20 protein-coding genes are annotated in these 24,894 nt (G+C 49.8%); 13 read left to right on the top strand and 7 right to left on the bottom strand.

The window, feature by feature from the left end; translation table 11 throughout:
• Together EH243_RS00625 and EH243_RS00630 are read right to left on the bottom strand one after the other, a co-directional pair.
• A complete protein-coding gene (locus EH243_RS00625; RefSeq protein ID WP_206441462.1) occupies nt 1-1,605 on the bottom strand; it encodes an MFS transporter in 1,605 nt (534 codons plus the stop codon).
• Nucleotides 1,602-3,182, bottom strand: coding sequence for an efflux transporter outer membrane subunit (locus EH243_RS00630; protein ID WP_241234957.1), 1,581 nt, complete (start codon nt 3,180-3,182; stop codon nt 1,602-1,604). The genes EH243_RS00625 and EH243_RS00630 overlap by 4 nt, the downstream gene beginning before the upstream one ends.
• 222 nt (nt 3,183-3,404) lie before the next feature.
• On the opposite strand from EH243_RS00630, the gene EH243_RS00635 reads away from it, so the two are divergent.
• The 4 genes from EH243_RS00635 (at nt 3,405) to EH243_RS00650 (ending at nt 8,810) form a co-directional block, all read left to right on the top strand.
• Complete coding sequence (locus EH243_RS00635; RefSeq protein ID WP_126156697.1) at nt 3,405-4,058, top strand: TetR/AcrR family transcriptional regulator; 654 nt, start codon at nt 3,405-3,407, stop codon at nt 4,056-4,058.
• A 103-nt stretch (nt 4,059-4,161) separates the two neighbouring features.
• Nucleotides 4,162-5,013 carry an SDR family oxidoreductase gene (locus EH243_RS00640; protein ID WP_126156698.1) on the top strand — a complete coding sequence of 284 codons (852 nt, stop codon included), beginning with the start codon at nt 4,162-4,164 and terminating at the stop codon, nt 5,011-5,013.
• A 225-nt stretch (nt 5,014-5,238) separates the two neighbouring features.
• Complete coding sequence (locus tag EH243_RS00645; RefSeq protein ID WP_126156699.1) at nt 5,239-6,999, top strand: ABC transporter ATP-binding protein; 1,761 nt, start codon at nt 5,239-5,241, stop codon at nt 6,997-6,999.
• The gene (locus EH243_RS00650; protein ID WP_126156700.1) at nt 6,996-8,810 is read left to right on the top strand and encodes an ABC transporter ATP-binding protein; all 1,815 of its coding nucleotides are present in this window, start codon (nt 6,996-6,998) and stop codon (nt 8,808-8,810) included. Before EH243_RS00645 ends, EH243_RS00650 begins: the two co-directional genes overlap by 4 nt.
• A 104-nt stretch (nt 8,811-8,914) precedes the next feature.
• Here EH243_RS00650 and EH243_RS00655 read toward each other — a convergent pair whose 3' ends face one another.
• Nucleotides 8,915-10,381, bottom strand: coding sequence for a DASS family sodium-coupled anion symporter (locus EH243_RS00655; protein ID WP_126156701.1), 1,467 nt, complete (start codon nt 10,379-10,381; stop codon nt 8,915-8,917).
• 400 nt (nt 10,382-10,781) lie between these two features.
• On the opposite strand from EH243_RS00655, the gene EH243_RS00660 reads away from it, so the two are divergent.
• The 5 genes from EH243_RS00660 (at nt 10,782) to EH243_RS00680 (ending at nt 14,001) form a co-directional block, all read left to right on the top strand.
• On the top strand, nt 10,782-11,027 hold the full coding sequence (locus tag EH243_RS00660) for a DUF2164 domain-containing protein (protein ID WP_126156702.1): 246 nt from the start codon (nt 10,782-10,784) through the stop codon (nt 11,025-11,027).
• Between the two features lie 201 nt (nt 11,028-11,228).
• Entirely contained in the window at nt 11,229-11,942 is a 714-nt protein-coding gene (locus EH243_RS00665; protein WP_126156703.1) for an Ntn hydrolase family protein, read from the top strand.
• 205 nt (nt 11,943-12,147) lie between these two features.
• Nucleotides 12,148-12,555, top strand: coding sequence for a NifB/NifX family molybdenum-iron cluster-binding protein (locus tag EH243_RS00670; protein WP_126156704.1), 408 nt, complete (start codon nt 12,148-12,150; stop codon nt 12,553-12,555).
• Between the two features lie 289 nt (nt 12,556-12,844).
• On the top strand, nt 12,845-13,651 hold the full coding sequence (locus tag EH243_RS00675) for a pyrroline-5-carboxylate reductase family protein (RefSeq protein ID WP_126156705.1): 807 nt from the start codon (nt 12,845-12,847) through the stop codon (nt 13,649-13,651).
• A gap of 83 nt (nt 13,652-13,734) precedes the next feature.
• On the top strand, nt 13,735-14,001 hold the full coding sequence (locus tag EH243_RS00680; protein WP_126156706.1) for a DksA/TraR family C4-type zinc finger protein: 267 nt from the start codon (nt 13,735-13,737) through the stop codon (nt 13,999-14,001).
• A 175-nt stretch (nt 14,002-14,176) separates the two neighbouring features.
• On the opposite strand, the gene EH243_RS00685 is transcribed toward EH243_RS00680, so the two are convergent.
• Nucleotides 14,177-16,225, bottom strand: a complete 2,049-nt coding sequence (locus EH243_RS00685; RefSeq protein WP_126156707.1) for an NADH:flavin oxidoreductase — start codon at nt 16,223-16,225, stop codon at nt 14,177-14,179.
• A gap of 265 nt (nt 16,226-16,490) precedes the next feature.
• Here EH243_RS00685 and EH243_RS00690 point away from each other — a divergent pair, with 265 nt between their 5' ends.
• Nucleotides 16,491-17,147, top strand: a complete 657-nt coding sequence (locus EH243_RS00690; protein ID WP_126156708.1) for a TetR/AcrR family transcriptional regulator — start codon at nt 16,491-16,493, stop codon at nt 17,145-17,147.
• 51 nt (nt 17,148-17,198) lie between these two features.
• On the opposite strand, the gene yjeH is transcribed toward EH243_RS00690, so the two are convergent.
• The gene (gene yjeH, locus EH243_RS00695; RefSeq protein ID WP_126156709.1) at nt 17,199-18,461 is read right to left on the bottom strand and encodes an L-methionine/branched-chain amino acid transporter; all 1,263 of its coding nucleotides are present in this window, start codon (nt 18,459-18,461) and stop codon (nt 17,199-17,201) included.
• Nucleotides 18,462-18,590: 129 nt separating this feature from the next.
• Here yjeH and EH243_RS00700 point away from each other — a divergent pair, with 129 nt between their 5' ends.
• Nucleotides 18,591-19,016, top strand: a complete 426-nt coding sequence (locus EH243_RS00700) for an Lrp/AsnC family transcriptional regulator (RefSeq protein WP_126156710.1) — start codon at nt 18,591-18,593, stop codon at nt 19,014-19,016.
• Between the two features lie 67 nt (nt 19,017-19,083).
• Here EH243_RS00700 and EH243_RS00705 read toward each other — a convergent pair whose 3' ends face one another.
• Entirely contained in the window at nt 19,084-20,685 is a 1,602-nt protein-coding gene (locus tag EH243_RS00705; RefSeq protein ID WP_126156711.1) for an inorganic phosphate transporter, read from the bottom strand.
• 251 nt (nt 20,686-20,936) lie between these two features.
• A complete protein-coding gene (locus EH243_RS00710; protein WP_164549012.1) occupies nt 20,937-21,905 on the bottom strand; it encodes an AraC family transcriptional regulator in 969 nt (322 codons plus the stop codon).
• Between the two features lie 165 nt (nt 21,906-22,070).
• Between EH243_RS00710 and EH243_RS00715 the strand changes: the two genes are divergently transcribed.
• Nucleotides 22,071-23,564 carry a CoA-acylating methylmalonate-semialdehyde dehydrogenase gene (locus EH243_RS00715; protein ID WP_126156712.1) on the top strand — a complete coding sequence of 498 codons (1,494 nt, stop codon included), beginning with the start codon at nt 22,071-22,073 and terminating at the stop codon, nt 23,562-23,564.
• A gap of 163 nt (nt 23,565-23,727) precedes the next feature.
• Entirely contained in the window at nt 23,728-24,885 is a 1,158-nt protein-coding gene (locus EH243_RS00720; RefSeq protein WP_126156713.1) for an acyl-CoA dehydrogenase family protein, read from the top strand.
• The last annotated feature ends 9 nt before the right edge of the window (nt 24,886-24,894 follow it).

The following is a 24,894-nucleotide window of genomic DNA, read 5'->3' on the forward strand; positions in this document are numbered from 1 at the left end:
TTATCCTTTTGAAGATGTTGAGACATCGGGTTGTAAGTTAGGGGCAGGCACATGGGTCATGATTAACACGAGGGGGATCAAAACACAGGCTGCGGCCCCAAAGATGAGATAGAGATCGGCAATCGATAGCACGGTTGATTGTTGGGCTATGATGCCCGCTAACGCCGATGGTGCTAAGCTATCTAATGCACTGTTGTTCAGCGAGGCTTGATTGAGCAGCATCTCGCTATGAAAATGTCCACGCTCAACGAATAACTGGCCAACAATGGCTCCGCCGGCGAGAGTGCCGAACACACGTAGTGTATTGATGATGCCTGAGAAGTAGGGCCCTTCATGGGGTGCAACAATACTCGTCATCAAAAACAACATAGGGACCACAGCCATCGGTTGGCCGATCGCTTGAAATATCTGCGCAGTGATAAATTGATCGCGATGCCAATCTCCATTTAGCTGCGCTGCTAAAAAGCAAGCAATGGCAATGCACGCGAGGCCGACGGCCAAAACATAGCGCGCATCGACCCACTTTTTATAGAGTAATAGCGCGACTAAAGAGCCTAATATCAGTTGTGGCAGGGCGATGATTAAACCGAGTGGGGCTGATTGGGCAATACGATAATCTTGTATGGCACCTAAAAAAAGAATGGGCAGCGTCGTGCCCGACATCAAAACAATTAATAACCCGGTGAAGATGATGGAACCGACCCCAAGGTTGCGGCGGCCTAGTAGACGCAAATTGATAAAGGGTGTCGGATGGAACCACTCAGTGGCCAAATAAAGGCCAAACAATACGCAACCGAGCAGTAAGCTTGAGCTGATCAGTGATGAATTAAGCCATTCTAGCCGGACACCCTGAGTGAGCCCGATGGTTATTAAGCACATGCCGATGATACCGAAGAACATACCCGGCCAATTTCCCTCTTTAAAACGCGCTGTTTTGATACCTTCTTTTGGTAGTCCCCAGTTAACGAGTCCAATCGCGAGAAGGCATAGGGGGATTACCTGCCAATAGAGTAATCGCCAATCATTAAATCCATCACTCCACTGTCCTGTTAGCCATAACGCGATATTGGGTGAAAAGGTGGCGGTCATGGCATAGAGGGCTAAACCGTGCAAACGGATATGCAGAGGCAGTGTTTTTAGCGCCATCATCATCAATAGTGGTATCAAAGCACCACTGAAAATCCCCTGTATAAACCGCAGCGCGATGAGCAGGGGAAGGTTGTTGGCTAGCGGTAACGCTATGGCAATGAGCGTACAGCAGATCACCATCAATAGATGGAAGCGTCGCATAGAAAAGGTAATGGCAAACCAGGTGGCGAAAGGCGTAATCAATAACTCGCCGGACACATAGACGGTGTTGAGCCAAGAGCCATCATCGGCACTCAAACTCAATGCGCCTTGGACATCAACAAGTCCTAGCGAGCCAACGCGGTTATTAAGGCCCGCCATCATTGAGCTGATAAAAATGCCGAGTAAGGCGGCTAAAATGCGCGTAGAAGGCATCGCATGATGGGCTGGTTGCGTAGGTGAAGCACTCGGCGCTTGTGGCTCTAGTTGACCACTGAGGTTACCCGCAGGGCTTAGTTCAGTAGTAGCCTGACTCATGGATGTTCCTCGTCGAGATGCTGGGCAATGGCGAGTGCTGTATTACTAGCTTTGATCTGAGTTGGGCTTAGCGTGGCTTGCTCGCTGAGGCTTGTATCTACAAGGTTGTTATCCCATCCGCCGCCGAGGGCTTTATATAGGGTGACCAAACGCAAGGTGGCATTGGTTTCGCTATCATTCAGTGCCATCTGACTATTAAGTAGATTCCGTTGGGCGGTTAACACTTCCAAGTAATTGCCGACCCCCTGTTCATATTTTCGCTGGGCAAAATGCAGTGCTTGTTGATTGTTTTTAAAGGCGACATTTAAGTATTCAACTTGACTGCGCTGCGAGGCTAGCCCATCTAAGGCGTTGTCAACTTCATGCCATGCCGTAAGCACTGTTTTACGGTAGCTCAACGCGGCTTCTTTCTGCTTAGCTTGGGTAAGCTTTAAGCGTTGTTTCAGTCTGCCGCCCTGAAAAATGGGTAGATAAACGGAGGGGCCAACGGAAAAGAAACGTGCATCCCAACTGCTTAAATCATGACTGTCGAATCCTTGAAGCCCCGCGTTACCGGTTAGGGTGATACGAGGGTAGAAATCCGCTTTAGCCACGCCTATATCGGCGGTGGCTTGATGTAATTTGGCTTCGGCTTGCAATATATCGGGCCGCCGTTGCACCAGGGTTGCTGGAATACCGATTGGGATCTCATCAGGCAGTGAGGGCAAAGCGATAGCGTCTGTTAATAGTTCATCGAGAACTCTAGGAGGTTCTCCAAGTAGCAGCGCTAAACTGTTCAATTGGGCGTTTCTGCGCTGTTTCAACTTAGGTCGTTGAGCATTAATCGTGGCTAGTTGGGCTTCTGCCATCGATATCTCAAACCCTGCCGCTAAACCGTTACGCGCTTGGCTAGCAACCAGTTTTACCTTTTGTTGGGCGATCTCTTGGTTCTGCTGGGTGATATTTAATTGAGCCTGAAGGCTTCTGAATTGTAAGTAGTGTCGAGCCACTTCAGCGGCTAACGAGATGTTAAACATCTCTTTATCGTACAGGGTCGCCTTAAAGGCCGCGGTTGCACTCTCTTCTGCGCGCTGTATATGACCCCACAGATCAAGCTCCCAAGTTGCATCGAAACCCAGTTGCCAAAAATTGTCGCTATCGGTGGGTGCGCCTAACGCCGCAAATCTGCCTTTCTCGCTGATACGCTCCCGGCTATAGCTAGTGGTAGATGACAAACTGGGTAAACCCTCAGCACTGGTGATACCTAGATTAGCTCGGCTTTGCTCAATACGGCTGGTCATGATTTGCAGGTCGAGATTGGCTGCTTGTGAGCGAACGATTAAGTTGGATAAAGCTGGATCGTTGAATAGGGCCCACCAGTGTGACGACAGTTGATGGTTTGATACGGGGTATGGATCATTGTAATCCTGTCGGTTGGTTAGATTGACGACATTGACCGCCGCATCGGTGTTGGCGCTGGGTGATTGAAAATTAGGACCTACAGCGCATCCGGTCAACAGCAAGATACTGACAGTCATACCCACCGTATTGAATAAGGCTTTATTCGCTAAGGGGAGAGGCTGGAGCTTTTTAGTCATATTGTGTAGATCCATATTGATTAATACTAACAAACTGTACCGTACTGATCGGTACAGTTTATGGTCGTTATTGAAGCAATACAGACTGTCGTTTGTTAAACGCACTGTTATCAATATTGCATTTCTAGGAAGTTGAAAAAGATTGTACTGTACCGCTCAGTACGGTACAGTATCTTCCATAAAAGCACTTGTCAACGTCTTCCTATATGTGGAATCTATTTTATGAAGCAAACAATAGTTACGCCGACTCCTGCTGTAAATCCAGAAAGAGAGCTTGGGCCTAAGGCTTACACCGTTTTACAGGCAGCGAGATCGGTCTTCTTGAAACATGGCTTTGCCGGGGCGACCACCGACATGATTCAGCGTGAGGCGGGAGTCTCTAAGTCGACGGTCTATGCTCACTTTACCAATAAAGAAACTCTTTTTATTGAGGTGGTTAAAGCGGAGTGCCAATCATCGGCGAACACCATGCGCAGTATTAAGTTTGTGCCAGGTCAGTTGAAAGAAACCCTGAGTCTGGTGGCCTCGGCGTATTTGAAAATTGTGCTTTCTACCTCCGGACGGGCGCTTGCCAGAATGGTGATCGGTGAAGCCGAACGTTTTCCGAGTCTAGGTTCAACCTTCTATGAAGCGGGGCCGAGAACATGTATCTCAATGGTGGAAAAGCTGTTTTCGTTAGCCCAGGCACAGGGGGATATTCACTTAGGTGATACGAGTTGTGAGGAAGCAGCACGGGTCTTTGTCGGGTTAGTCCGTAGCGAACCGCAGCTGTATTATTTAACTCATCCCGCGACGAAGCCCACCCAAGAGCAGGTCGACCATTGGAGCGCATTGGTCACCGATACCTTTATGCGTGCCTACGGTGTCTCTGCCTAACAGCTTAATCAGTTATTCGAGAAAACACTTAAATTAAGCACTTAAGCTAAGCACTTGAACTAAGCGTCTGGAATAGACGTCAGAAATTAATGGAAGATGAACGATGAAAATAGCTATTACCGCCGCGAGTGGTCATTTAGGTGGCGCTTTTGTTAAAGCGACAGTTGGGTTGTTATCAGCAGAGCAGGTGATAGGTCTAGCTCGGACACCGGCAAAAGCCAGTCATCTCGGCGTGGAGATTCGTCCCGGTGATTATAATGATCAGAACGCCTTAGAAGCTTCTCTGCAGTCTGTTGACACCTTACTGCTGGTGTCCGGCATGGATGATCCTGACAAACGGATAGTGCAGCATCGCAATGTTATTCAAGCGGCTAAGAACAGTGGTGTTAAGAAGATAGTGTATACCAGTGTTCAAGGGGCCGAAGAAAACACGGCGTTTTCGCCGGTGATACAAAGTAACCGCCAGACCGAGCGGGATATTATCAATAGCGGTTTAGACTGGGTTATCGGTCGAAATGGCATCTACATCGAACCAGATATTGACTATATCGAATCATATAAACAAGCGGGCGGCATTGATAACTGTGCCGGTGATGGACGATGTGGCTATACCACACGGCCTGAATTAGCCTATGCCTATGCGAAAATGTTGACTGAAGATAAACACAATACGCAGACCTATAACCTGCACGGCGAAGCGATTACCCAGTATCAGTTGGCAGACTATCTGAACCAGGCTTTTGGAACCCATCTGGTTTATCGACCCATGACCGTTGAAGCGTTCAGACAAGATCGTGTGGCTGAATTAGGCGAGTTTATCGGTACGGTTATCGCCGGTATTTATCAGGGTATTCGAGAGGGAAAAGCCGATAACCCAAGCCATTTTGCTGCAGCGGCAGGCCGAGAGCATGAAGGCTGGTTAGACTATTTTACCAATCTGACCAATCAGCGATGATCGTTTCTACACATGATTAAGTACCCCTAATGTCAGAGGCTTCCTGACGGTTAATCAGGCATATTGATAGCAGAATAGCTTCTTTTTCGATCTGTTCTGTTGTGTTTTGATGGCTGTGGGATGAACGGGCTGCCTCTGATATCACATCAGATTATCTCAAGGCCATGATTGAAGCTGGCTGTCACTGGGTAAGAGAGTGCGCAAACTATGGATGATATCTCTTCAATGTCCGCAACCGCGGAGACCGTCACTAAAAGCTGGGGGCATCGGCTTTGGCACTACCGCTGGGCTCTCGCCGCGTTACTGCTATGTCAGCTGGGGCAAGTGACGGCATCCCTCTTACTACCGCGGTTCAGTGCTGATCTTATCGACGAAGGTATCCTTGCGCAGCAAACGGGCAGTATTGTCTATTACGGCTCGGCAATGGGTGCCGCCGCTGTCGTGCAGCTTATGCTTAGCGCGGTGGCGGTTTTTTTAGGGGCGAGTGTCGCCTTTCGTATCGCCCGAGATCTACGTGCCAATGTGTTCGCCAAGGTGCACAATTTATCCCTGGCGCAGGTGCAAAACTTTAGCGTGGGTTCACTGATTACCCGCTGTACCAATGATGTACTGCAAGTACAGACGATGTTAACCATGACGCTAACGATGATTATTATTGCCCCCATTATGGCGGTGGGTGGAGCGGTAATGGCGGTGCGTCAAGATCTACAGTTATCGCTCATTTTACTGGTTATCGTGCCGCTGCTGGCATTGATCCTCGGTGTGCTGACGTACTTGGTAACCCCACTGTTTCAACAGATGCAGCGTCAATTAGATGGGGTGAATGGGATCTTACGTGAGCAGATTACCGGTATTCGAGTCATTCGTGCCTTTCTGCAAGAACGGCGGGAGGTTAAGCGGTTTGGGGTGGCGAATAGGGATCTGACCGATACCGCGACCCGTGCTGGACGGCTAGGGGCTATGACGATGCCATCTCTCACCGCCATGATGCAGTTAGGCTCGGTTGCGTTAATCTGGTTTGGCGCAGATCGGGTGTTGTCGAGTGATCTGTTGGTGGGCGGGCTGATCGCTTTTATGTCTTATATGGCGTTGATTTTAATCTCGGTCATGATGATGGGGATGCTGATGGTGATGTTGCCGCGAGCTTTGGTCAGCTGGCGTCGAATCGATACATTGTTGCGCACGCCGGTGACGGTGGCTCCTCCTGTAGAACCGATTGCACTGCCAGCCGCTTCGCAAGGGTTAACACTGTGTTTTGACAACGTGGGTTTTGGCTATCCCGGTGCCGAATCGATGGTGCTTGAAAATATTAGCTTTGAAGTGGCCCAGGGGGAGGCATTAGGGATTATAGGCGCCACGGGTTCGGGTAAAACTACCATCGTTAATTTAATGGCACGGCTTGATGATCCCAGTACGGGACGGATTACACTGGGTGGTGTCGATCTGCGTGATCTTAGTTCGCAAGCGTTAGCACAGCAGATTGGCTATGTGCCGCAAAAGGCTTATCTTTTCTCCGGTAGCGTGGCTCAGACGCTGCGCCTCGGAGCTCCTGATGCTAGTGACGAGGCGCTGTGGCAGGCGCTAGAAACGGCTCAGGCGGCTGATTTTATTCGGGCGTTACCGGATGGGTTGCAAGCACCCGTGGCGCAGGGTGGTTTGAATTTCTCAGGCGGTCAGCGCCAGCGTTTGGCGATTGCCCGCGCCTTGGTTTGTCAGCCGAGCATCTTTCTGTTTGATGATAGCTTTTCTGCATTGGATCAGACGACGGATGCACGGTTACGACGGGCATTGCGTACGAATACCGAAAATACCACAAGGGTGATTGTGAGTCAGCGGGTGGCTTCCATTCGTGATGCGGACCGTATCCTTGTGTTGGCTTGTGGTCGTATTGTGGGGTTTGGATCGCATGATGAACTGATTCGCCGTTGTGCTGTTTATGCCGATATAGTGGCATCCCAAGAGAGTCTGTCGGGAGCCGTCGCATGAGACCGATTATTCGAGGAACTGCAGCCGCAAAACCCCGTAACAGTCGTTATGCTGTACGTCGTATATGGCAAGTATTTCAAGGTAAACGCTGGGCACTATTGGCGGCGAGTAGTTTCGCTTTAGGCAGTGTGTTTGCCAGTACGATAGGGCCATGGCAACTGGGCAAAGCGACAGATCTGTTGGTGCAGGCGGTCGCGTCGGGTCAGTTTGATCCATCTCTATTTCTAGGGCAGCTTGCGTGGGTGGCCTGTATCTATCTTATCGCCTCAGGGCTTAATTTGGCACAGGCTTGGTTGATCACTGATTTGGTGCAGGGGGTTGGCCGCCAGTTACGCGAAGCGGCGCAGCATAAGCTATCGCGGGTGCTGCTCAGTTGGTATGACACTCAGCCGCGGGGCGAGGTTCTGTCACGCTTTACCAACGATATCGATAATATGGTGCAAAGTCTGCAACAGGTCGCTAGCCAAGCGATGTTATCGTTGCTGACGATCGTCGGAGTACTGACCATGATGTTGATCTTGTCGCCACTCTTGGCGGCGGTGTCGGTCCTAGCTATTTTGATCTCGGCGGGGCTGGCGAAGCTGATTGCCGGTAAAGCACGCCCCCACTTTGCCAATCAATGGCGTGAAACCGGTCACCTAAACGCCACCGTTGAAGAGAGTTTTTCCGGTCAGACCCTGATTCGTGTGTTTGGTGCACGGGAGCGGGTTGAAGCGCGCTTTGATACCCAAAACAGGGCACTAGTGAAAGCCAGCCTGACGGCGCAGATCTTTAGCGCAATGATCCAACCCGTAACGATGTTTGTCAGCAATTTGGCCTATATATCGGTAGTCAGTTTTGGGGCCTTTCGCGTGCTGTCGGGGCCATTGTCGTTGGGCGAGTTACAAGCCTTTATGCAGTATATTCGTCAAGTAGGACAGCCGGTTTCTCAGTTGGGCAATATGGCGGCGCAAGTGCAATCCGCGCTAGCCTCGGCGGAACGGGTGTTTGAGCTGCTGGATGCGCCGGAGATGTCGTTAGATAGCGATGTTAGCGGGCAGTTACCGACGCCGCTGCAGGGGCATGTGGTATTTGATCATGTGTCGTTTCGTTACCAACCTGATCAACCACTGTTTGAGGATGTTAGCCTTGAGGCTAAGCCCGGTCAAACACTGGCGATTGTCGGCCCAACGGGAGCGGGTAAGACAACGTTGGTTAATCTGTTGATGCGCTTTTACGAGATCGACAAGGGCGTTATTCGTCTAGACGGGGTTGATGTGCAAGATTTATCCCGTACTGAATTACGCAACGCGATGGGTATGGTATTGCAAGATACCTGGTTGTTCACGGGGACGGTGCACGACAATATCGCTTATGGCTGCGCGCATGCCCGTCGCGATGAAGTCGTTATGGCGGCGAAGCGCTGTCAGTTTGATGATTTTGTACGTACGTTACCGAAGGGTTATGACACCGTGTTGGATAATGCCGGGGAGTCTCTTTCACAGGGTCAGCGACAACTACTGACCATCGCCCGGGCCTTTATGCTCGATGCACCGGTGTTAATTCTGGATGAGGCCACTAGTTCGGTCGATACCCGCACCGAAGTGTTAATCCAGAAAGCGCTGAATGAATTACGGGTAGGTCGTACCAGTTTTGTGATTGCCCACCGGCTATCGACGATCCACGATGCCGACCTGATCATCTACATGGAAGCGGGCAGTGTGCGTGAGGTGGGCACCCATGCTCAATTGATGGCGCAAAAAGGCGGCTACTGGCAGCTTAATGGTCATAAAGCCAAGGAATATGAGGTCGAAGAGGCGGAAACGGTGTGAGATTTGCTGCGCGGATACTGAGTCAGCCGCATAAAAAGGGCAATCTGATGATTGCCCTAGGTTTGAATGTCGTTGCATTAAGCCGATAGGCTCAAGCGAAAAGGTTACCAGTACCCCAGCACCTTCCACCAGAGTCCACCAACCACACCCCAGATGGTTAAGTTCACAATACTCATAATAAAGCCCATGACCCACCAGTTTTCCATGGAGACATAACCCGAACCGAACACGATCGGTGAGGTGCCGGTGGCATAATGGGTTAATGACATCATCAAGGAAGAAGCGCCCGCCAGCAATAAACCGAGATACAACGGTGGTGCACCCAAAGCTAAACCTGCGGTATAAAAGGCGGCAAACATCGCGGTGATATGCGCCGTGGTGCTGGCAAAAAAGTAATGAGCATAAAAGTAAACCGCCACTAAGATAATGGCCGAGGTAATCCAATCAAAACCGAGTTGATGGATATTGCCTTCGACCACGGTGGAAAACCATGCCACCAAGCCTAGTTTATTGAGGAAGGTTGCCATCATCACGAGGGCGGAAAACCAGACCACGGTATCCCAAGCCGACTTCTCTTGTAGTACATCTTGCCAGTTGAGTACGCCGCTAACCAATAGCACGGACAAGCCTAAAAATGCCACGGCCGTAGTATTAACCGCATAGTCAGCCCCGAAGATCATGGCTGGTATGCCCGCCCATAAGGTCAACAGCAGCAGAAACACGCTAACCATGATTTTTTCGCCGTAAGACATAGGGCCCATCTCTGCTAATCTTGATTTTGCATAGGTTTTAGCGTCAGGGGTACTTTTGATCTCAGGCGGAAACACCGCATAGACAATGAGTGGCACGAGGGCGATACAGACTAGGCCGGGTAATAAAGCAGCCAGCGCCCAGGTGCTCCAAGTAATACTAATATTCGCCCCTGTAGCATCCGCAATTAATTTAACAATTAAAGGGTTGGGTGCTGTCGCAGTGATAAACATCGCCGAGGTGATGGGGTTGATATGGTAGCTAACTAAGGCGAGATAATGGCCGATCTTGCGGGATGTACCGTCATCAGGGGAGGAGCCAAAGCTGGTGGCGATCGATTTCATTATCGGGTGAATAATACCGCCGCCGCGCGCGGTATTGCTGGGGGTTACCGGTGCAATGACGAGTTCAGAGAGTGCTAACGCATAACCGATACCAATCGTTTTACGACCGAATAACGAGATAAAGTAATAGCCGATTCGATTTCCCAAGCCGGTTTTAGCCAGCCCTCGGGAGATGATGATGGCAATACCGATTAACCAGATTAATGAGTTAGAAAAACCACTTAAAGCATCCTTGATCGCCCCAGAAGGGGAGTCATTAGTCACACCTGTCAGTGCCACAGAGGTGATCGCTAAGATAGCGATGGCGCCAATGGGCATGGCCTTGCCGATAATGGCGACCACCGTACCGACAAATAAGGCTAACAAATGCCATGCATTCGCGGTTACTCCTTCTGGTGGCGCCACTGCAAACCAAAGAAAGAAGATTATCGCTATAGAGATTAAGCCTGGAACAACTCGAATATCCGTGCCTTTCATGAAAGCGTCCTTAAGATTGAGCAAAACAATGATTGGACATACTAAGTGGTTATTAACTCATAATTTATCCTTAGATAACTAGCGGTGTTTCGATGAGCTGGGTCGAAAACAACGAAAGGTTGATCTTAAGCATGATCCGCTACCCATCTCGATGGCGAGGAGCTATCGTTGGTGTATAAAGTCCTTGTTTTATATAAGGATTTAGCCTGTTTTTTTGAGGTTTAAAATTATTCACGCTCGTTTGCGATGTTTTAATTGATGGGTGAATCGTTATGGCTGTTGGTTGGCTGTGCCGATGTTTTTATGGGTACCCAGGTATGCATGGGAAGGGGAGAGTGGCTAGTCCATCATGGTTTTTCCGCCTAAAATAGCCCATTTTATGCCTGAGACAGAGCACACTATGAATGAGATTAAATTCACTAAAGATGAGACCGATCGTATCGTTAGCAAGATAAAAAGCTACTTCAATGATGAATTGGATCAGGAAATTGGTGGTTTCGAGGCCGAGTTTCTTCTCGATTTCTTAGCTAAAGAGGTTGGGCCCTATTTTTATAACCGGGGTTTAGTGGATGCGCAGAAAATTTATACTGAGAAAAATATTGAGGCGGCTTATCTGTTGGATGAACTAGAAAAACCAATAGGTTAACCTGTTTCTTAGTCGATGGATCATGGGTTCAGAGGGCATGAATTTGCAGCATAGGGTAAATAAATGACACTTCTGTTTTATAAAACTCTTATAATGTGCCGAAATCAGAAAGCCTGATCGATTTGGGGCGGGATATAGGTGCTGTTTTAGGCTGTAAATATCCGCCTGTTGAGGCCTTTCTTCGGTATTTAGGAGAGTATAGTGACCTACTGTGTGGGTATAAGAACCAATCAAGCAACCATCATGATATCGGACTCTCGCACGAGTGCGGGCGTCGATAATATTAGCAGCTATAGTAAAATGTGGCGGTATGGCGTGCCTGGTAAGCGGCAATTTGTACTGTGTAGTGCGGGTAACTTGGCGACGACTCAAGCGGTCATTGCCGGCATCGAACGGGATATTAGTAATAGGGCCGAGTCTAGCTTATTGACCGTGGTCGATATGCATCAGGCGGCGGAGTATATTGGTCGCGTGAGTGTTGAGGTTCAGGAAAAAGCCGGCGGTGGCGCGGTGTTTGAATCCACTTTCCTGTTAGCGGGGGAGATCTTAGGTTCTCAAAGCGCCCTGTATATGATCTATGCCCAGGGTAATTTTATTGTTAGTTCATCCCAGGTACCGTTTTTACAGATCGGCGAAACCAAATACGGCAAGCCTATGCTAGATCGGGTGATTCAGGAAAGTACCTCTACCGATAGAGCGGTCGTGTGCGGTCTCATCTCGATGGATGCGACATTGAAGAGTAACCTAACCGTTGGGCCGCCGATTGAGCTTTATATTCTTCAGCATGGCAGCTTGACCCTGGGTCGCTATCGTTCGTTTGGCGAAGATGATGACTATATGCGTGAGCTGCGTAAAGAGTGGAATATGGCGATGGAAAAGGCGGTCGATGCGATGCCGTTTTTATCATTAACTTAATGTTTAATCGAATCAGGTAGTCGCACTGCCTGATTCAAAATCTTCTAATAATAATTCAGCTATAACGGTGATTTCTGCCTCAATCGATAAAAATCTGTTTGAGGTCAGGGTATTCAGTCATTAGTTAGGTAAACTGATGCAGTTTATTAATGAGTGATCGTCGCCATTTTTCAGAAAAATTCAGTAAGTGGATTGAGGTATTCAGATGAAGATAGCAGTGGCCAGTAGAGATGGTGTTACAGTCGCCGAACATGTCGGTAAATGTAAGAACTGGATCGTGTTTCAGGTCGACACGACGGGGGCCTCGCCATTGGCAGAGCCGCACTTGAAGATGCTTGAACTGATCACGTTGCCAAAAGCGTTGGTATTTCATCACTATAAAAATGATGCGCCTCATCCATTAGCCAGCTGCGTGGCATTGATTGGTGCCAGTGCTGGTGAGGGTTTTGTCAGTAAGACGGCTCTGTTAGGTATTGAAGCGGTGATGACGGATGAATCCGATCCAGCGCAGGCGGTTAGAGATTATCTTAATCACCAAGCCCTGCCTATTGAATCCCACCTGTTGGGTGATTTGAACACCAATGACGGCGGTTTTTTCTCATCTGAGCATTAATCTCTATTGTTGGACGGGGTAGCGAGTTTTCTCAACTGCCCCTTCATCTCTTTTCTCTCTCCCTCCTTAAGCGTTATTAACTTTTCTGTTTATCCTTTCGTTATCAGCCTATGCGGGTTTGATCCCTTCGTTTCTATCTTTTACGGTTAAAGAACATTCCTGAGGCTCGTCGGCAAGTGAAAACTGTTGGTCGTATTTAAGCGCCATATACTCCTCCCATTAGGCTAGAATGATGGTTGATTGTCGTGTTTTACGACTGTATCACTGTGTTCTTATGAGGGAATTAAGCATGAGTAGCGAGTTCTGCTTGGGTATTATCGGGGCGGGTCAATTGGGCCGTTCGATCGCACATGGTTTGCTGAGTAGTCAGTTAATTGCGCCGGAGAATCTCTGGATTTCGAGCCGTTCACTGCGCCCGGATAATGCACTATCCGTGGGTGACAGCCAGAAAGTACATCGCACGATTCGTAACCAAGACCTGATTGAACACTGTGATATGGTGATTATTGCGGTGCCACCACATCTGTCGGCGGCGTTAGCAATTAACACGCAAGACACCGATTGTTTGGTTGTCTCGGTAATGGCCGGTGTCACCGTGGCGCAGCTATTATCATTGAGTGGCAGCCGTCGGGTTATCCGTGCGATGTCTAATCCCGCCGCAGAAAAAGGGTTGGCGTACACGCCTTGGTTTGCAAGTCCTGAAGTCACTGTAGACGACCGGGCGTTAGCTCGTCGGGTTTTTGAGGCGATTGGTCAGACCGATGAGGTGTTTGATGAGCAGCAGATCGACCAATTTACGGGGCTGATCGGGCCGGTGCCGGGGTTCGTCGCTTACTATGCGGATTGTATGGTGCAGTATGCGGTGAATAACGGTATTGAGCCACCGATCGCCGAGCGTGCCATACGTCAACTGTTTCATGCCAGTGGTGTGCTGTTGGCCGATTCTGAGGCATCCCCTAAGGCGCATGTGGAGGAGATGATCAACTATGATGGCACGACGGCTGCGGGGTTGAGAAGCATGCAGGCGTCACCACTGTCGGCATCAATCGACGAAGGTCTGCAAGCGGCGTTTGATAAATCGTTGGAAATTGGCTGAGGCTTATAGGTTAAGACCGAAAGCTAGAGTTGGCCGTGATGTCTAACGGTTGAGCAACAGAGACAAAATAAGGAAGGAAGATCATGGCGGGTGGCTGGGCACGTGATGGGGCGGTACAGGATCAGATTGATGCAAGCGTTGATGACGCTGTGCAACTGGCGCGAAGTCGTTTAAACGAAGGTGAGAGTCTCGCTGAGTGTGAGGAGTGCGATGCGGTGATTCCTGAGAAACGCCGCCAAGCGATTCCGGGTATCCGTTTATGTATTCAGTGTCAGACGAAACTGGAGCAGCAAGAGGTTAAGGCTGGAGGTATTAACCGTCGTGGCAGTAAAGATAGTCAGTTGAGATAGCCAGTTGAGATAGTGAATTAAGGCAGCTTGGCGGGCTGATAAAATAGCCTGCTATAACCGCCTAATCGTCAGTATCTTTAGCCATCTTTCCTATATCAGCTCAATTAACTCAGACTCAGACTCAGGTAAGCGGCTAGGTTAATCCGATGGGAAAAACCTAACCGCCCGGCCTATCTTAGAGATCCTTTACGAGTCGCAGCGCATCATAGATGGCGGCGTGAGTATTACGAGCGGAAATGGCATCGCCGATACGGAACAGCTGGAACTGGCCTTCACTGTTGTTGGTCAGTGTCTGCGGTTTGCCATTGATCAGTTCGTTATAGTTAACTTCGCCTTCATTCGATGAGAGTGCGCGGAGCTCAAAATAGAGATCATCAAATGGCAGTGTACCGTGATTGATAACCACCTGATCAACCCGACGGGTTTGGCTAAAGTCACGGCTACCATCATCATAGTCACTGCCGATCGTGGCGAGTAACTGATCGCCATCACGGCGCACATCCTGTAGGCGGTAGGTGACGGTAAAGGTCACATCCTGTTTTTGCAACGTGCGCATATAGGGCACCAGATTCATCGCCATCACTTCAGGTGCGAAGCTTCTATCCGGCGTAATGATCTCGAGCTTAGCGCCACTGTTAGCAATGACTTCCGCGGCTTGTAAGGCGGCATGATCACCGGCATCGTCAAACAGTAAAACATTGCTGCCGGGCTTTATGCTGCGGGAGAGAATATCCCAGCTAGAGACGACTAACTCATTGCCACTGCCGAGTACGTCGGTGTCGGGTAAACCGCCGGTGGCGATGATCACTACATCGGGATTTTCCGCCTGAATCTGCTCCGCTTCAGCGTAGGTGTTAAAGTGAAAAGAGACACCTAAACGTTCACACTGGGACATACGCCAGTCGATAATACCCATCATCTCATGACGCCGAGGGCTCTGAGCGGTCAGTCTAATCTGCCCGCCAGCATCGTTTAACGCCTCAAATACTGTGACTTCATGGCCCCGCTCGGCGGCTACTCGGGCGGCTTCGAGTCCGCCTGGACCCGCACCGACAATGACGATCTTTTTGCGCACCTCAGCTTTAGTGATGTCATGGGGCATAGTCTGTTCACGCCCGGTGGCGGGATTGTGAATACAGAAAGCGGCACCGCCTTGGTAGATCCGATCGAGACAGTAATTGGCACCGACACAGGGGCGGATATTGTCTTCATCACCGGCAATAATCTTGCGGATAATATGGGGGTCGGTCATATGCGCACGGGTCATGCCGACCATATCAACCTTACCGCTGGCGATGGCGTAACGGGCGGTGGCCACATCGGGAATCTTCGCCGCATGGAAAGTGGGGAACTCGGTGGCTGCGCGGATCTCACCGGCGAAATCGAGGTGGGGTGAGTTACGCATCCCCTGAATCGGAATAAGGTCGGTCAGGCCTGCATCGGTATCGATATGGCCACGGACGATATTGAGAAAGTCGACCATGCCGCTATCTTTAAGCCGTTGCGAGATGGATAAACCATCTTCTTGCGTCAAGCCGCCCGAGAGCATCTCATCGCCGGTGTAACGTAAGCCAACGATAAACTCATTGCCCACCCGTTGGCGGATCGATTTGAGTAGATCAAAGGTGAAACGCAGGCGGTTATCGAGGTTACCACCGTAGGGGCCATCAAGGGTGTTGGTCAGTGGAGACCAGAACTGATCCATCAGGTGGCCGTAAGCCTGTAGTTCGATACCATCAAGGCCTGCCGCGACCATGCGTTCAGCCGCATCGGTATAGTCTTTGATAATCCGCTGGATATCCCAGTCTTCCATTTTCTTTGGAAAGGAGCGGTGGGAGGCTTCCCGTTTATGGGAGGGGGACACGGCGGGTAGCCATTCGCCTTTATCCCAACGGGTGCGTCGACCGAGGTGTGTCAGTTGGATCATCACCGCCGCGCCATGCTCGTGGCACTCGTCGGTAAGCTGTTTCATCCAAGGCACAATTTCGTCTTTGTAGACCAAGAGGTTATCGAATACCGGCGGGCTGTCTAACGAAACGGCGGCGGAACCGGCCGTCATGGTTAAGGCGACGCCCGCTTTAGCCCGTTCGACATGATAGGTCCGATAGCGTTCGGTCGGCATGCCATTTTCAGAATACGCAGGCTCATGGGAGGTGATCATAATGCGGTTGCGCAGACGCAGATGCTTCAGTTGATAGGGTTGCAGCAATGGATCATTGGACATCTTGAGTCCTCCGTTTCTGTTATCAAGGTAATGGAATAGGTTTCAATTTAAATAAAATGTACACTAACGTCAATTTAATGTTCATAAATGTTTTAAGCGGTTCTAAGTTACCTAAGTGCGGATCATTCGGATGAGTTTGTTCGCTACGTTCTCATGGTTGAATAGGGTATATTGACGGTCTTGCCTGATGGTTGGCCGATAATCCGTGGATTAAACGGTCGGCGACAGCACAGGCCTAAGCGAATAGGGGAGCAAACGAGACTATATGAAGAGTGATCACCGCACTGATAGCACAGAACCTTTAGCCGATAGCGGATGGCGTGGATCGGCGGATGTTTGGCTGCAAGCGGCTTACGAAACACTGATTGAATCCGGTGTCGAGGCGGTTCGGATTCAGACGCTGGCGAAAACCTTGAAGCTCTCTCGTACCAGCTTCTACTGGTTTTTTAAAGATCGCAAACAGTTGCTCGATGCGTTGTTGACTGAATGGCGTAATAAAAATAGTGGCAATTTAGTGGCGCAGACCGAGGCATATTCCGAGAGCATCGCCGAGGCGATACTGAATGTGTTTGATTGCTGGTTAGACCCGCAGTTGTTTGATTCACAGTTTGAATTTGCGGTGCGGAGTTGGGCGTTGCAGTCCGCCGATGTGACCGTTCAGGTTGCCGAGGCAGATGAGGCGCGACTGGTTGCGCTACGACAGATGTTTGTCCGCTTTGGCTATGCTGAGGATAAAGCGGATGTGCGGGCGCGGACTATCTATCTGACACAGATCGGCTATATCTCCATGAAGTCAGAGGAGGATCTACCTACCCGTTTGCAGCGTATTTCGGGGTATGTTGAGATCTTTACTGGGCAGGCACCTAAGCCCCGTGAGCTAAAACGCTTTTATGCCCGCCACTGTGTTGAGTCTTTGTTGTAGGTCTGGTTGACCTCTAGTTGCAGATTTTAATAGTCGATCTAGCTGTAAGTTTTATAGGTCGACCCGCTTAGCAAAGCGCTGGCGCCGTTTCCAGAGTTGCTGTGCCATTAGCGCAATGCTGATAATGAGTCCTAAGAGTAGCGCATAGAGCATGGCTGCGCCGAGGCAGTAGATAAACAGGCCACAGGCGATCAGCCCCGCAATAATGGCGGGCTTGTGACCATTGGGTAGTAACTTCCATGCGGCTAGCATAGCGGCACTATAGATCAGTATGAACGAGCCATTGACCCAATGGGCGATCATTGCGAAATCCAACGCCTCTAGGTAGCTGATCAGTAAGATGGCCGCAGAGATGACCAGAAAGGTTATCAGCGAGGTGGCGGGGATCTGATGTCGATTGAGGGCTCGCAGCGGCTTTGGCAGAATACCTTCCTGACTATAACTCCAAGCCAGTCGCGAGAGACTGGCGAAATAAACGTTGATGGTGGCAATACCACTGATAAACCCAAGCGTACCGATCACCCAACGGCCACTGTTGCCGAAGAGCATTTCAAATACACCTACCATCGCTAAAGGATGATCCGGTGCAAGCAGTGATAGCCAGGTACAACCGATAAAGATAAGCCCTACTAAGGTAATACCAAACAAGGTTGCTGGTATAAAGTCCCGCTGCACATCTTTGAATTCACCGGCCAGATGAGTGATCGCCTCAATCCCCAAAAAGCTCCAGATAGCGAGGCTAATCGCCGGCATCAGGCCGCTGTAATCGGCAGGCTGGGAAGGTGTTGTGGTTGAATGTAGTTCAGGGTGGAAAAAGGCCATGGCCATCATCGCCACCACGACACATAGAATCAGCAGGGTAAGGCCCATCTGAATACGACCGGATAGTTGCAGCCCGCGACGGTTGATAAAGAATAACAGTAGGAAAACCAGTAGCTCAGCCCCTAGGGTTTGGGCATCGCTGAGGATGACGATCGGTTGTAAAAACTTGAAGGTCATCATCAGCGCAGCCGCCACCCCAGGGGGCACGGTAAAGAGAAAGAGTAGACCGATGACGCGGCCGGAAAATTGGCCGAAGGCGCGTTCAACGAAATAAGCAGGCCCCGCCGAGTGGGTGAAACGACGGCCTAATTCGGCAAAAATATAGGCCAGTGGCAAAATACCCAATAGTAAAATAACCCAGGCCCAGATGGCTTTATCGCCCGCGGCCAGGATGGTGAGTTGCGGCAGAATGAAGACTCCCGTACCTAAAAGAGTGGTCGCAATGAGGCCGACCCCTTGCCAGCGAGTGATTGTTTGATTTAGCCTAGGCATCTTTTTTCCAGATCGATATATCTTGTCGGTAGAGTGTACGCTGAGGACGGGCATAATGACGTCGTGGTTTACCGTCGATCTGCAGCTTTTTCAACGCTCTACCGACGTTTTGAATACTTAGGTTAACGCATGGACAGTTTTGATCAGAAAATAATCACCGCCCTTCGAGAGAATGCTCGGCAAAGTGTTTCGGCCATTGCTGGGCAGGTCAATCTGTCACGTCCCGCGGTGTCTGAGCGGATCAAACGGATGGAGGAGCAGGGCGATATTCTCGGTTATAAAGTCTTAACCTCTACTCAGGTGGATCAACAGGGCCCGCTGAAAGCACATTTTGAGATTAAACATGGTGGTTTTAAATGCCGCCCGTTGGTCCATTTACTGCTTCAGTACCCCGAGGTGAAATATTGTCACGGGATCAGTGGCGAGGTGGATCTATTGGTTTACTTAGAGTTTGCATCGATGCAGCGGTTGCATGATATTCTCGAAGAGGTCGATGAGGCGTTACCGAGCGGTGTGAAGGTTGTGACCCATGTGGTGATGCAGGAATGGGGCTAATCCATTGTGATAGCCCATAACAAACCGGTAGCGGCTTGTTATGGGCTGTTTATCGAGGGCGTACTGCTTAAAAGCTGATCGCCAAAATATAGAAGGTGATCGCCGACATAACACCGGCCGCTGGCAGAGTGATCACCCATGCCAAACCAATCGGCTTCATCAGTGCCCAGTTAGCGTTACTGTTAACCATACCTACCCCGAGTACCGCACCGATCAGGATATGGGTGCTCGACACCGGCAAGCCCATGACCGAGGCAAGCATTACCACACCGGCGGCTGACAGTTCTGCGGCAAAGCCAGAAGCGGGATGCATCTTAGTGAGGTTATGGCCGACGGTTTGGATAACCTCTTTGCCGATAAACCAGAGCCCTACAATCAGGGCGATACCGAAGGTTAGCATTGCCACGGTGGGGACGGCCGCTTGAGAGCCCATCTCACCGGTACGCAGTACATCCAAAATAGCCGCGAAAGGGCCAATCGCATTGGCGATATCGTTGGCGCCGTGACTGAAGGCAAATCCCGAGGCGGTGAACACCTGCATCCAACTGAACATGAGGAAGGTGGATTTATCGAGATCTTTACCTTTCAAGGTTTTGGCAAATATCGCCATCACCAACCATACGGCCGCGCCAATCATCCCGATAATCAGATAGTTATCTAGGCTGCTCAGGCCCAGATGCATATGCTTTAAACCTTTGAAGAGCAACATGCCGGCGATTAACATGCTGCCGAGCGCTGCAAAGATCGGCACATAGGTCTCTAGTGCATGGGTAGCGTTAAGCTCACTTTTCTTTTGTTCGATCTTATAGCGTTCGCGATAGTAATCCGATTCCAGTTCTTCTGGGTCGAAATCACCATCACGCACCGCATGGGCGTCGCGGGCCATCGCTGAGGTATAGGCTATTTTTTGCAGTTCAGCCAGATGCTCAAAGGCTTTCTTATGCTGTATTTTATGCTGTTTCTTTTCTTGTTTAATGGTCACTAATTCTTCGGCGGTCGCTTCGTTGTAGCGCAGGACATACTTTTTGATTTGAAAGAACAGTGCGTAGGAGACGAGACCACCGAGTAGTGGTGAGAGTATCCAAGAGATAGCAATCGTGCCGATCTGATCCCACTTGACCAGTGCGAACGCGCTATCAGGCCCATCAACAAAGAATCCGAGTGCGATTGAACTACCGACAATACCGCCGATAATCGAATGGGTGGTGGATACCGGCCAGCCCCGTTTGGTGGCGATTAATAACCACAAGGCGGCGGCTAACAGGGCGGCCATCATAATATAGACAAACTGCATCGGGTCGACGTTGATCACCGATAGATCGACGATCCCTTTGCGTATCGTTTTCGTTACTTCGCCACCGGCAATGACGGCGCCGCTTACCTCGAAAATTGCTGCTACGATCAGTGCCTGTTTAATGGTGAGGGTGCCCGCACCGACACTGGTACCAAACGAGTTGGCAACATCATTCCCCCCGATATTAAAGGCCATGAAGACCCCAAAGGCGGTGGCCAGAATGAAGATCATCACATGGTTGTGCTGCGTGTAATCTAGCCCCCAAGCCATAAAGTAACCAATCATGGCGATAAAGCCGATGGCGAAAAAGATACTCAGCTTGGTATCGCCGGATAGCGATGATGGGGCTGGCGTTAAGGTCGTGGATGTTGCCATTTGAGTCCTCCTAAGGTGTCTTAAAAAACCATTCAAGGTGATGAGCGGATTTTCGCGGATGAATGAAAGACCTTTAGGATGTAAGGCTTATTCCCAAAGGGCTTATCCAAGTGCTTATCTAAGAACTTATCCAAACGCTTATTTAAGTGCTTATCAAAGAACTCAATAAACTAGGCTGAATCAGTTGCAGTTTAGTGACAGAGGGGAGGTTTTTTTATCATTGACGTTAATCGGTATAACGAAAACCCTGGCTAACGGGTAGAGGAGTCCTGTTTAAAGCTTTTATAAGACCAAGCGCCGACTTGGAGTTTTCGGTATTGGGTTGGCGAGATACCCATCACTTTCTTGAAAATTCTGGAAAAATAATAGGCGTCGTCATAACCCACCATAAATGCGACTTCGGCGATCGTGCGGGTACTGATATCCAGTAAATGGCAAGCCCGTTCTATTTTTAGTTGGATAAAGTGGTTGATAGGGGTGGTACCGGTGGCGTCTTTATAGCGTTTGATAAAGTGAAATTTGGATAGGTTTACGCTACTGGCCAGGGTATCAATATTAAGTTGTTCATGAATATGCGCCTGCATCAGGCTGTGAACCTTTTCCAGATCGAAGCTGTCCGCATCTTGGCTGCGCACCAAGGGTTGTAGTAGGGCGACATGGGTCAGAATTTGGCGTAACTGGTTGGCTGCATTGATAAAAGCGTTGAGGTGATAGCTGCTATGACGGGCTTCAAGTAGCGCCTCGAATTCACCCACTAGGTTGCTGTGCAGCCCCAGATGAATCACCGGTTTATGGAGAGGGATTTGCAGATGATTGACGAAATCGTCGGCGAGTTCACCGTCAAAGTGGCACCAGTAGATGGTCCAGGGAAAGTTTTGGCTGGAGGCATATTGATGTGCGGCGCCTCTGGGTAGCGCAACTAGATCGCCGCTATTTACCGCAATATTCTTCTGGTTAACGCGGATTTTTCCTTTTCCTTCGAGACAATATATCAGTAAGTGATCATCGTGTTGAAGACGTTCCATACGGTGCCCAACTGCGTGCTTATAATAGCCTGCGCCGAGAGGGTATAAATCCCTTGAAAGGCTGTTATCAGTGAGTTTTCTAATGATTTTATGGGGGATAACGAAGCGGATGCTTTGCGGCGGAAGAGGCCAGTTTGAAGGTGTGCTCACAGAGGCTACTCGACTAAGGTATAAAGGGTTTATTAGGGTATTCATGTATTAAATAGCAATATAGTCCATTAATATAGCAACATTATCAATCATGCGCAGCGGGAAGCTATGTTTTAATGTGAACCCATATGAGCAGCTTGATCCGGTTTTAGACGGGCTCTGCCAATAACAATAATCAGATGGTCAAAAATAAATACAAAGGTGCAAAAAATGACGCAAAAAGTCCCTCTACTGATCAATGGTGAACTGGTTCAAAGTCGTAGCGAAAACTGGATCCCCGTCACTAACCCAGCCACTCAGGAAGTCATTGCACAGGTTCCCTGCGCCACTGCTGAGGAAGTTGAGCTGGCGGTTGAAAGCGCTAAGACGGCGTTTGAGACCTGGAAAGAGATGCCCGTTGGTGAACGTGCTCGTTTGATGCTGCGCTATCAGGCATTGCTGAAAGAACACCATGATGAGATTGCCGAACTGCTATCTCAAGAAACCGGTAAAACCTTTGACGATGCTAAAGGTGATCTGTGGCGTGGTATCGAAGTGGTTGAACACGCGGCCAATATTGCTTCGCTAAGCATGGGCGAAACGGTTGAAAACGTTGCCCGTAAGATTGACTGCTACAGCATCACCCAGCCATTGGGTGTCTGTGTCGGTATTACCCCATTTAACTTCCCCGCGATGATCCCATTGTGGATGTTCCCAATGGCTATCGCTTGCGGTAACACCTTTGTCTTGAAACCTTCTGAGCAAGATCCACTGACGCCGATGCGTTTGGCGGCTCTGTTCCAAGAAGCCGGTGCGCCCGCAGGTCTGCTGCAGGTGGTACACGGTGCTAAAGACGTGGTTGATCAGCTGTTGACTCACAAAGATACCCCAGCGATCTCCTTTGTTGGTTCAGTAGCGGTAGGTGAGCATATCTATCGTACCGGTACCGACCATATGAAACGGGTACAGGCGTTTGCCGGTGCTAAAAACCATATGGTGATTATGCCGGATGCGGCTAAAAATCAGGTTGTTAACAGTATTGCCGGTGCCTCTGTGGGTGCAGCGGGCCAACGCTGTATGGCGATCTCGGTTGCTGTGTTTGTCGGTAAATCCCGTGAGTGGATTCCTGAAGTCCGTGATGCGCTGGCTAAAGTACGTCCCGGTGCGTGGAATGATCCTGAAGCGGGTTACGGCCCACAGATCAACCCACATGCAAAAGCTAAGGTGCTGAACTTTATTCAAGAAGGTAAAGATGCCGGTGCCAACTGTATTCTTGACGGCTCTGAATGTGTGGTTGAAGGTTATCCTGATGGTAACTGGATTGGACCAACCATGTTTACGGATGTCACCCGTGATATGTCGATCTATCAAGAAGAGATCTTCGGTCCTGTGCTGATTACCCTTGAAGTGGATACCATTGAAGAAGCGATTCAGCTGATCAATGAAAACCCATACGGTAACGGTACATCGATCTTCACCTCTTCTGGTGCCGCGGCGCGTAAGTATCAGCATGAGATTAAAGTCGGTCAGGTCGGTATTAATGTACCAGTACCTGTGCCTCTGCCAATGTTCTCGTTCACCGGTTGGAGAAAATCGTTCTACGGTGATCAGCATGCATACGGTAAGCAGGCGGTTAAGTTCTACACCGAGACTAAGACGGTCACTGCCCGTTGGTTTGAGGATGATATCGATAACGGTGTTAACACCACGATCACCCTTAAATAACATTAACCCGTTGCGCCTGATTATCGGGCGCTCATGGTTGATTTTAGCCTGCCAAGCTTGACGCGAGTCTGCTTGGCGGGTTTAGTAGGTAAGCGCACTAACGAATGTGTACAAACCTGTTATAACAATAAGAATCTACCAGTTTGCTAAGTACGGAGTATCTATGGATTTTGAACTCAACGAAGAACAGATAGCGTTTGCCGATATGGCCCGCGCGTTCGCTCAGAATGAACTGGCACCGAATGCTGGTGAGTGGGATCTACATCAAACGTTTCCTGTCGATGTGCTGAAGGCCGCCGGTGAATTAGGCTTTTGTGGTCTGTACTCCCATGAAGACGTGGGTGGTTTAGGGTTGAGTCGGCTTGATGCCAGCATCATCTTTGAACAGTTAGCGATGGGCTGCACCTCAACTACCGCCTTTATCACCATCCATAATATGGCGACTTGGATGATCTCTGAATTTGGTGCAGAGTCAGTACGTCAACAGTGGTGTCCTGAGTTGACCGCTGGTGAGAAGCTGGCCTCTTACTGTTTGACCGAACCGAATGCCGGTTCCGATGCGGCGGCACTGAAGACCACCGCCCGTCGAGACGGTGATGATTACCTGCTTAACGGCAGCAAGATTTTTATTTCCGGTGCGGGCGCAACCGACTGTTTAGTCGTGATGGCGCGTACGGGTCAAGACGGTCCTAAAGGTATCTCTGCTTTCGCAGTCGACGCTAAACTGCCCGGCATTACCTATGGCCGTAAAGAAGAAAAAATGGGTTGGAATAGCCAGCCCACCCGCATGATTACCTTTGAAGATGTGCGTATTCCCGCCTCGGCTATCCTAGGTCAAGAAGGGGATGGCTTTAAAATTGCGATGCGTGGCCTCGATGGTGGACGTATTAATATTGCCACCTGTTCCGTGGGTACCGCTCAGCAAGCGTTGAATAACGCCACCGAATATATGCACGAACGTAAACAGTTTGGCCAAACACTGGCTAGCTTTCAGGCGCTACAGTTTAAATTAGCCACCGCCGCCACCGAGTTGGTTGCCGCCCGTCAAATGGTGCGCATGGCTGCCTCGCGTTTGGATAATAATCATCCCGATAAATCCACCTACTGTGCCATGGCCAAACGCTTTGCGACCGATGTTGGCTTTAGTGTTGCGGATGAAGCCTTGCAGATTTTTGGTGGCAATGGCTATATCAAGGAGTATCCCATGGAGCGCTTCCTGAGAGATAACCGGGTACACCGGATTCTGGAAGGCACCAACGAAATTATGAACGTGATCATTGCCCGTCGACTGCTACTGGAAGATGCCGCCGAGCTACTGTAACGGCGAGTA

The sequence above is a fragment of the Amphritea opalescens genome (assembly GCF_003957515.1).
Classification (GTDB): domain Bacteria; phylum Pseudomonadota; class Gammaproteobacteria; order Pseudomonadales; family Balneatricaceae; genus Amphritea; species Amphritea opalescens.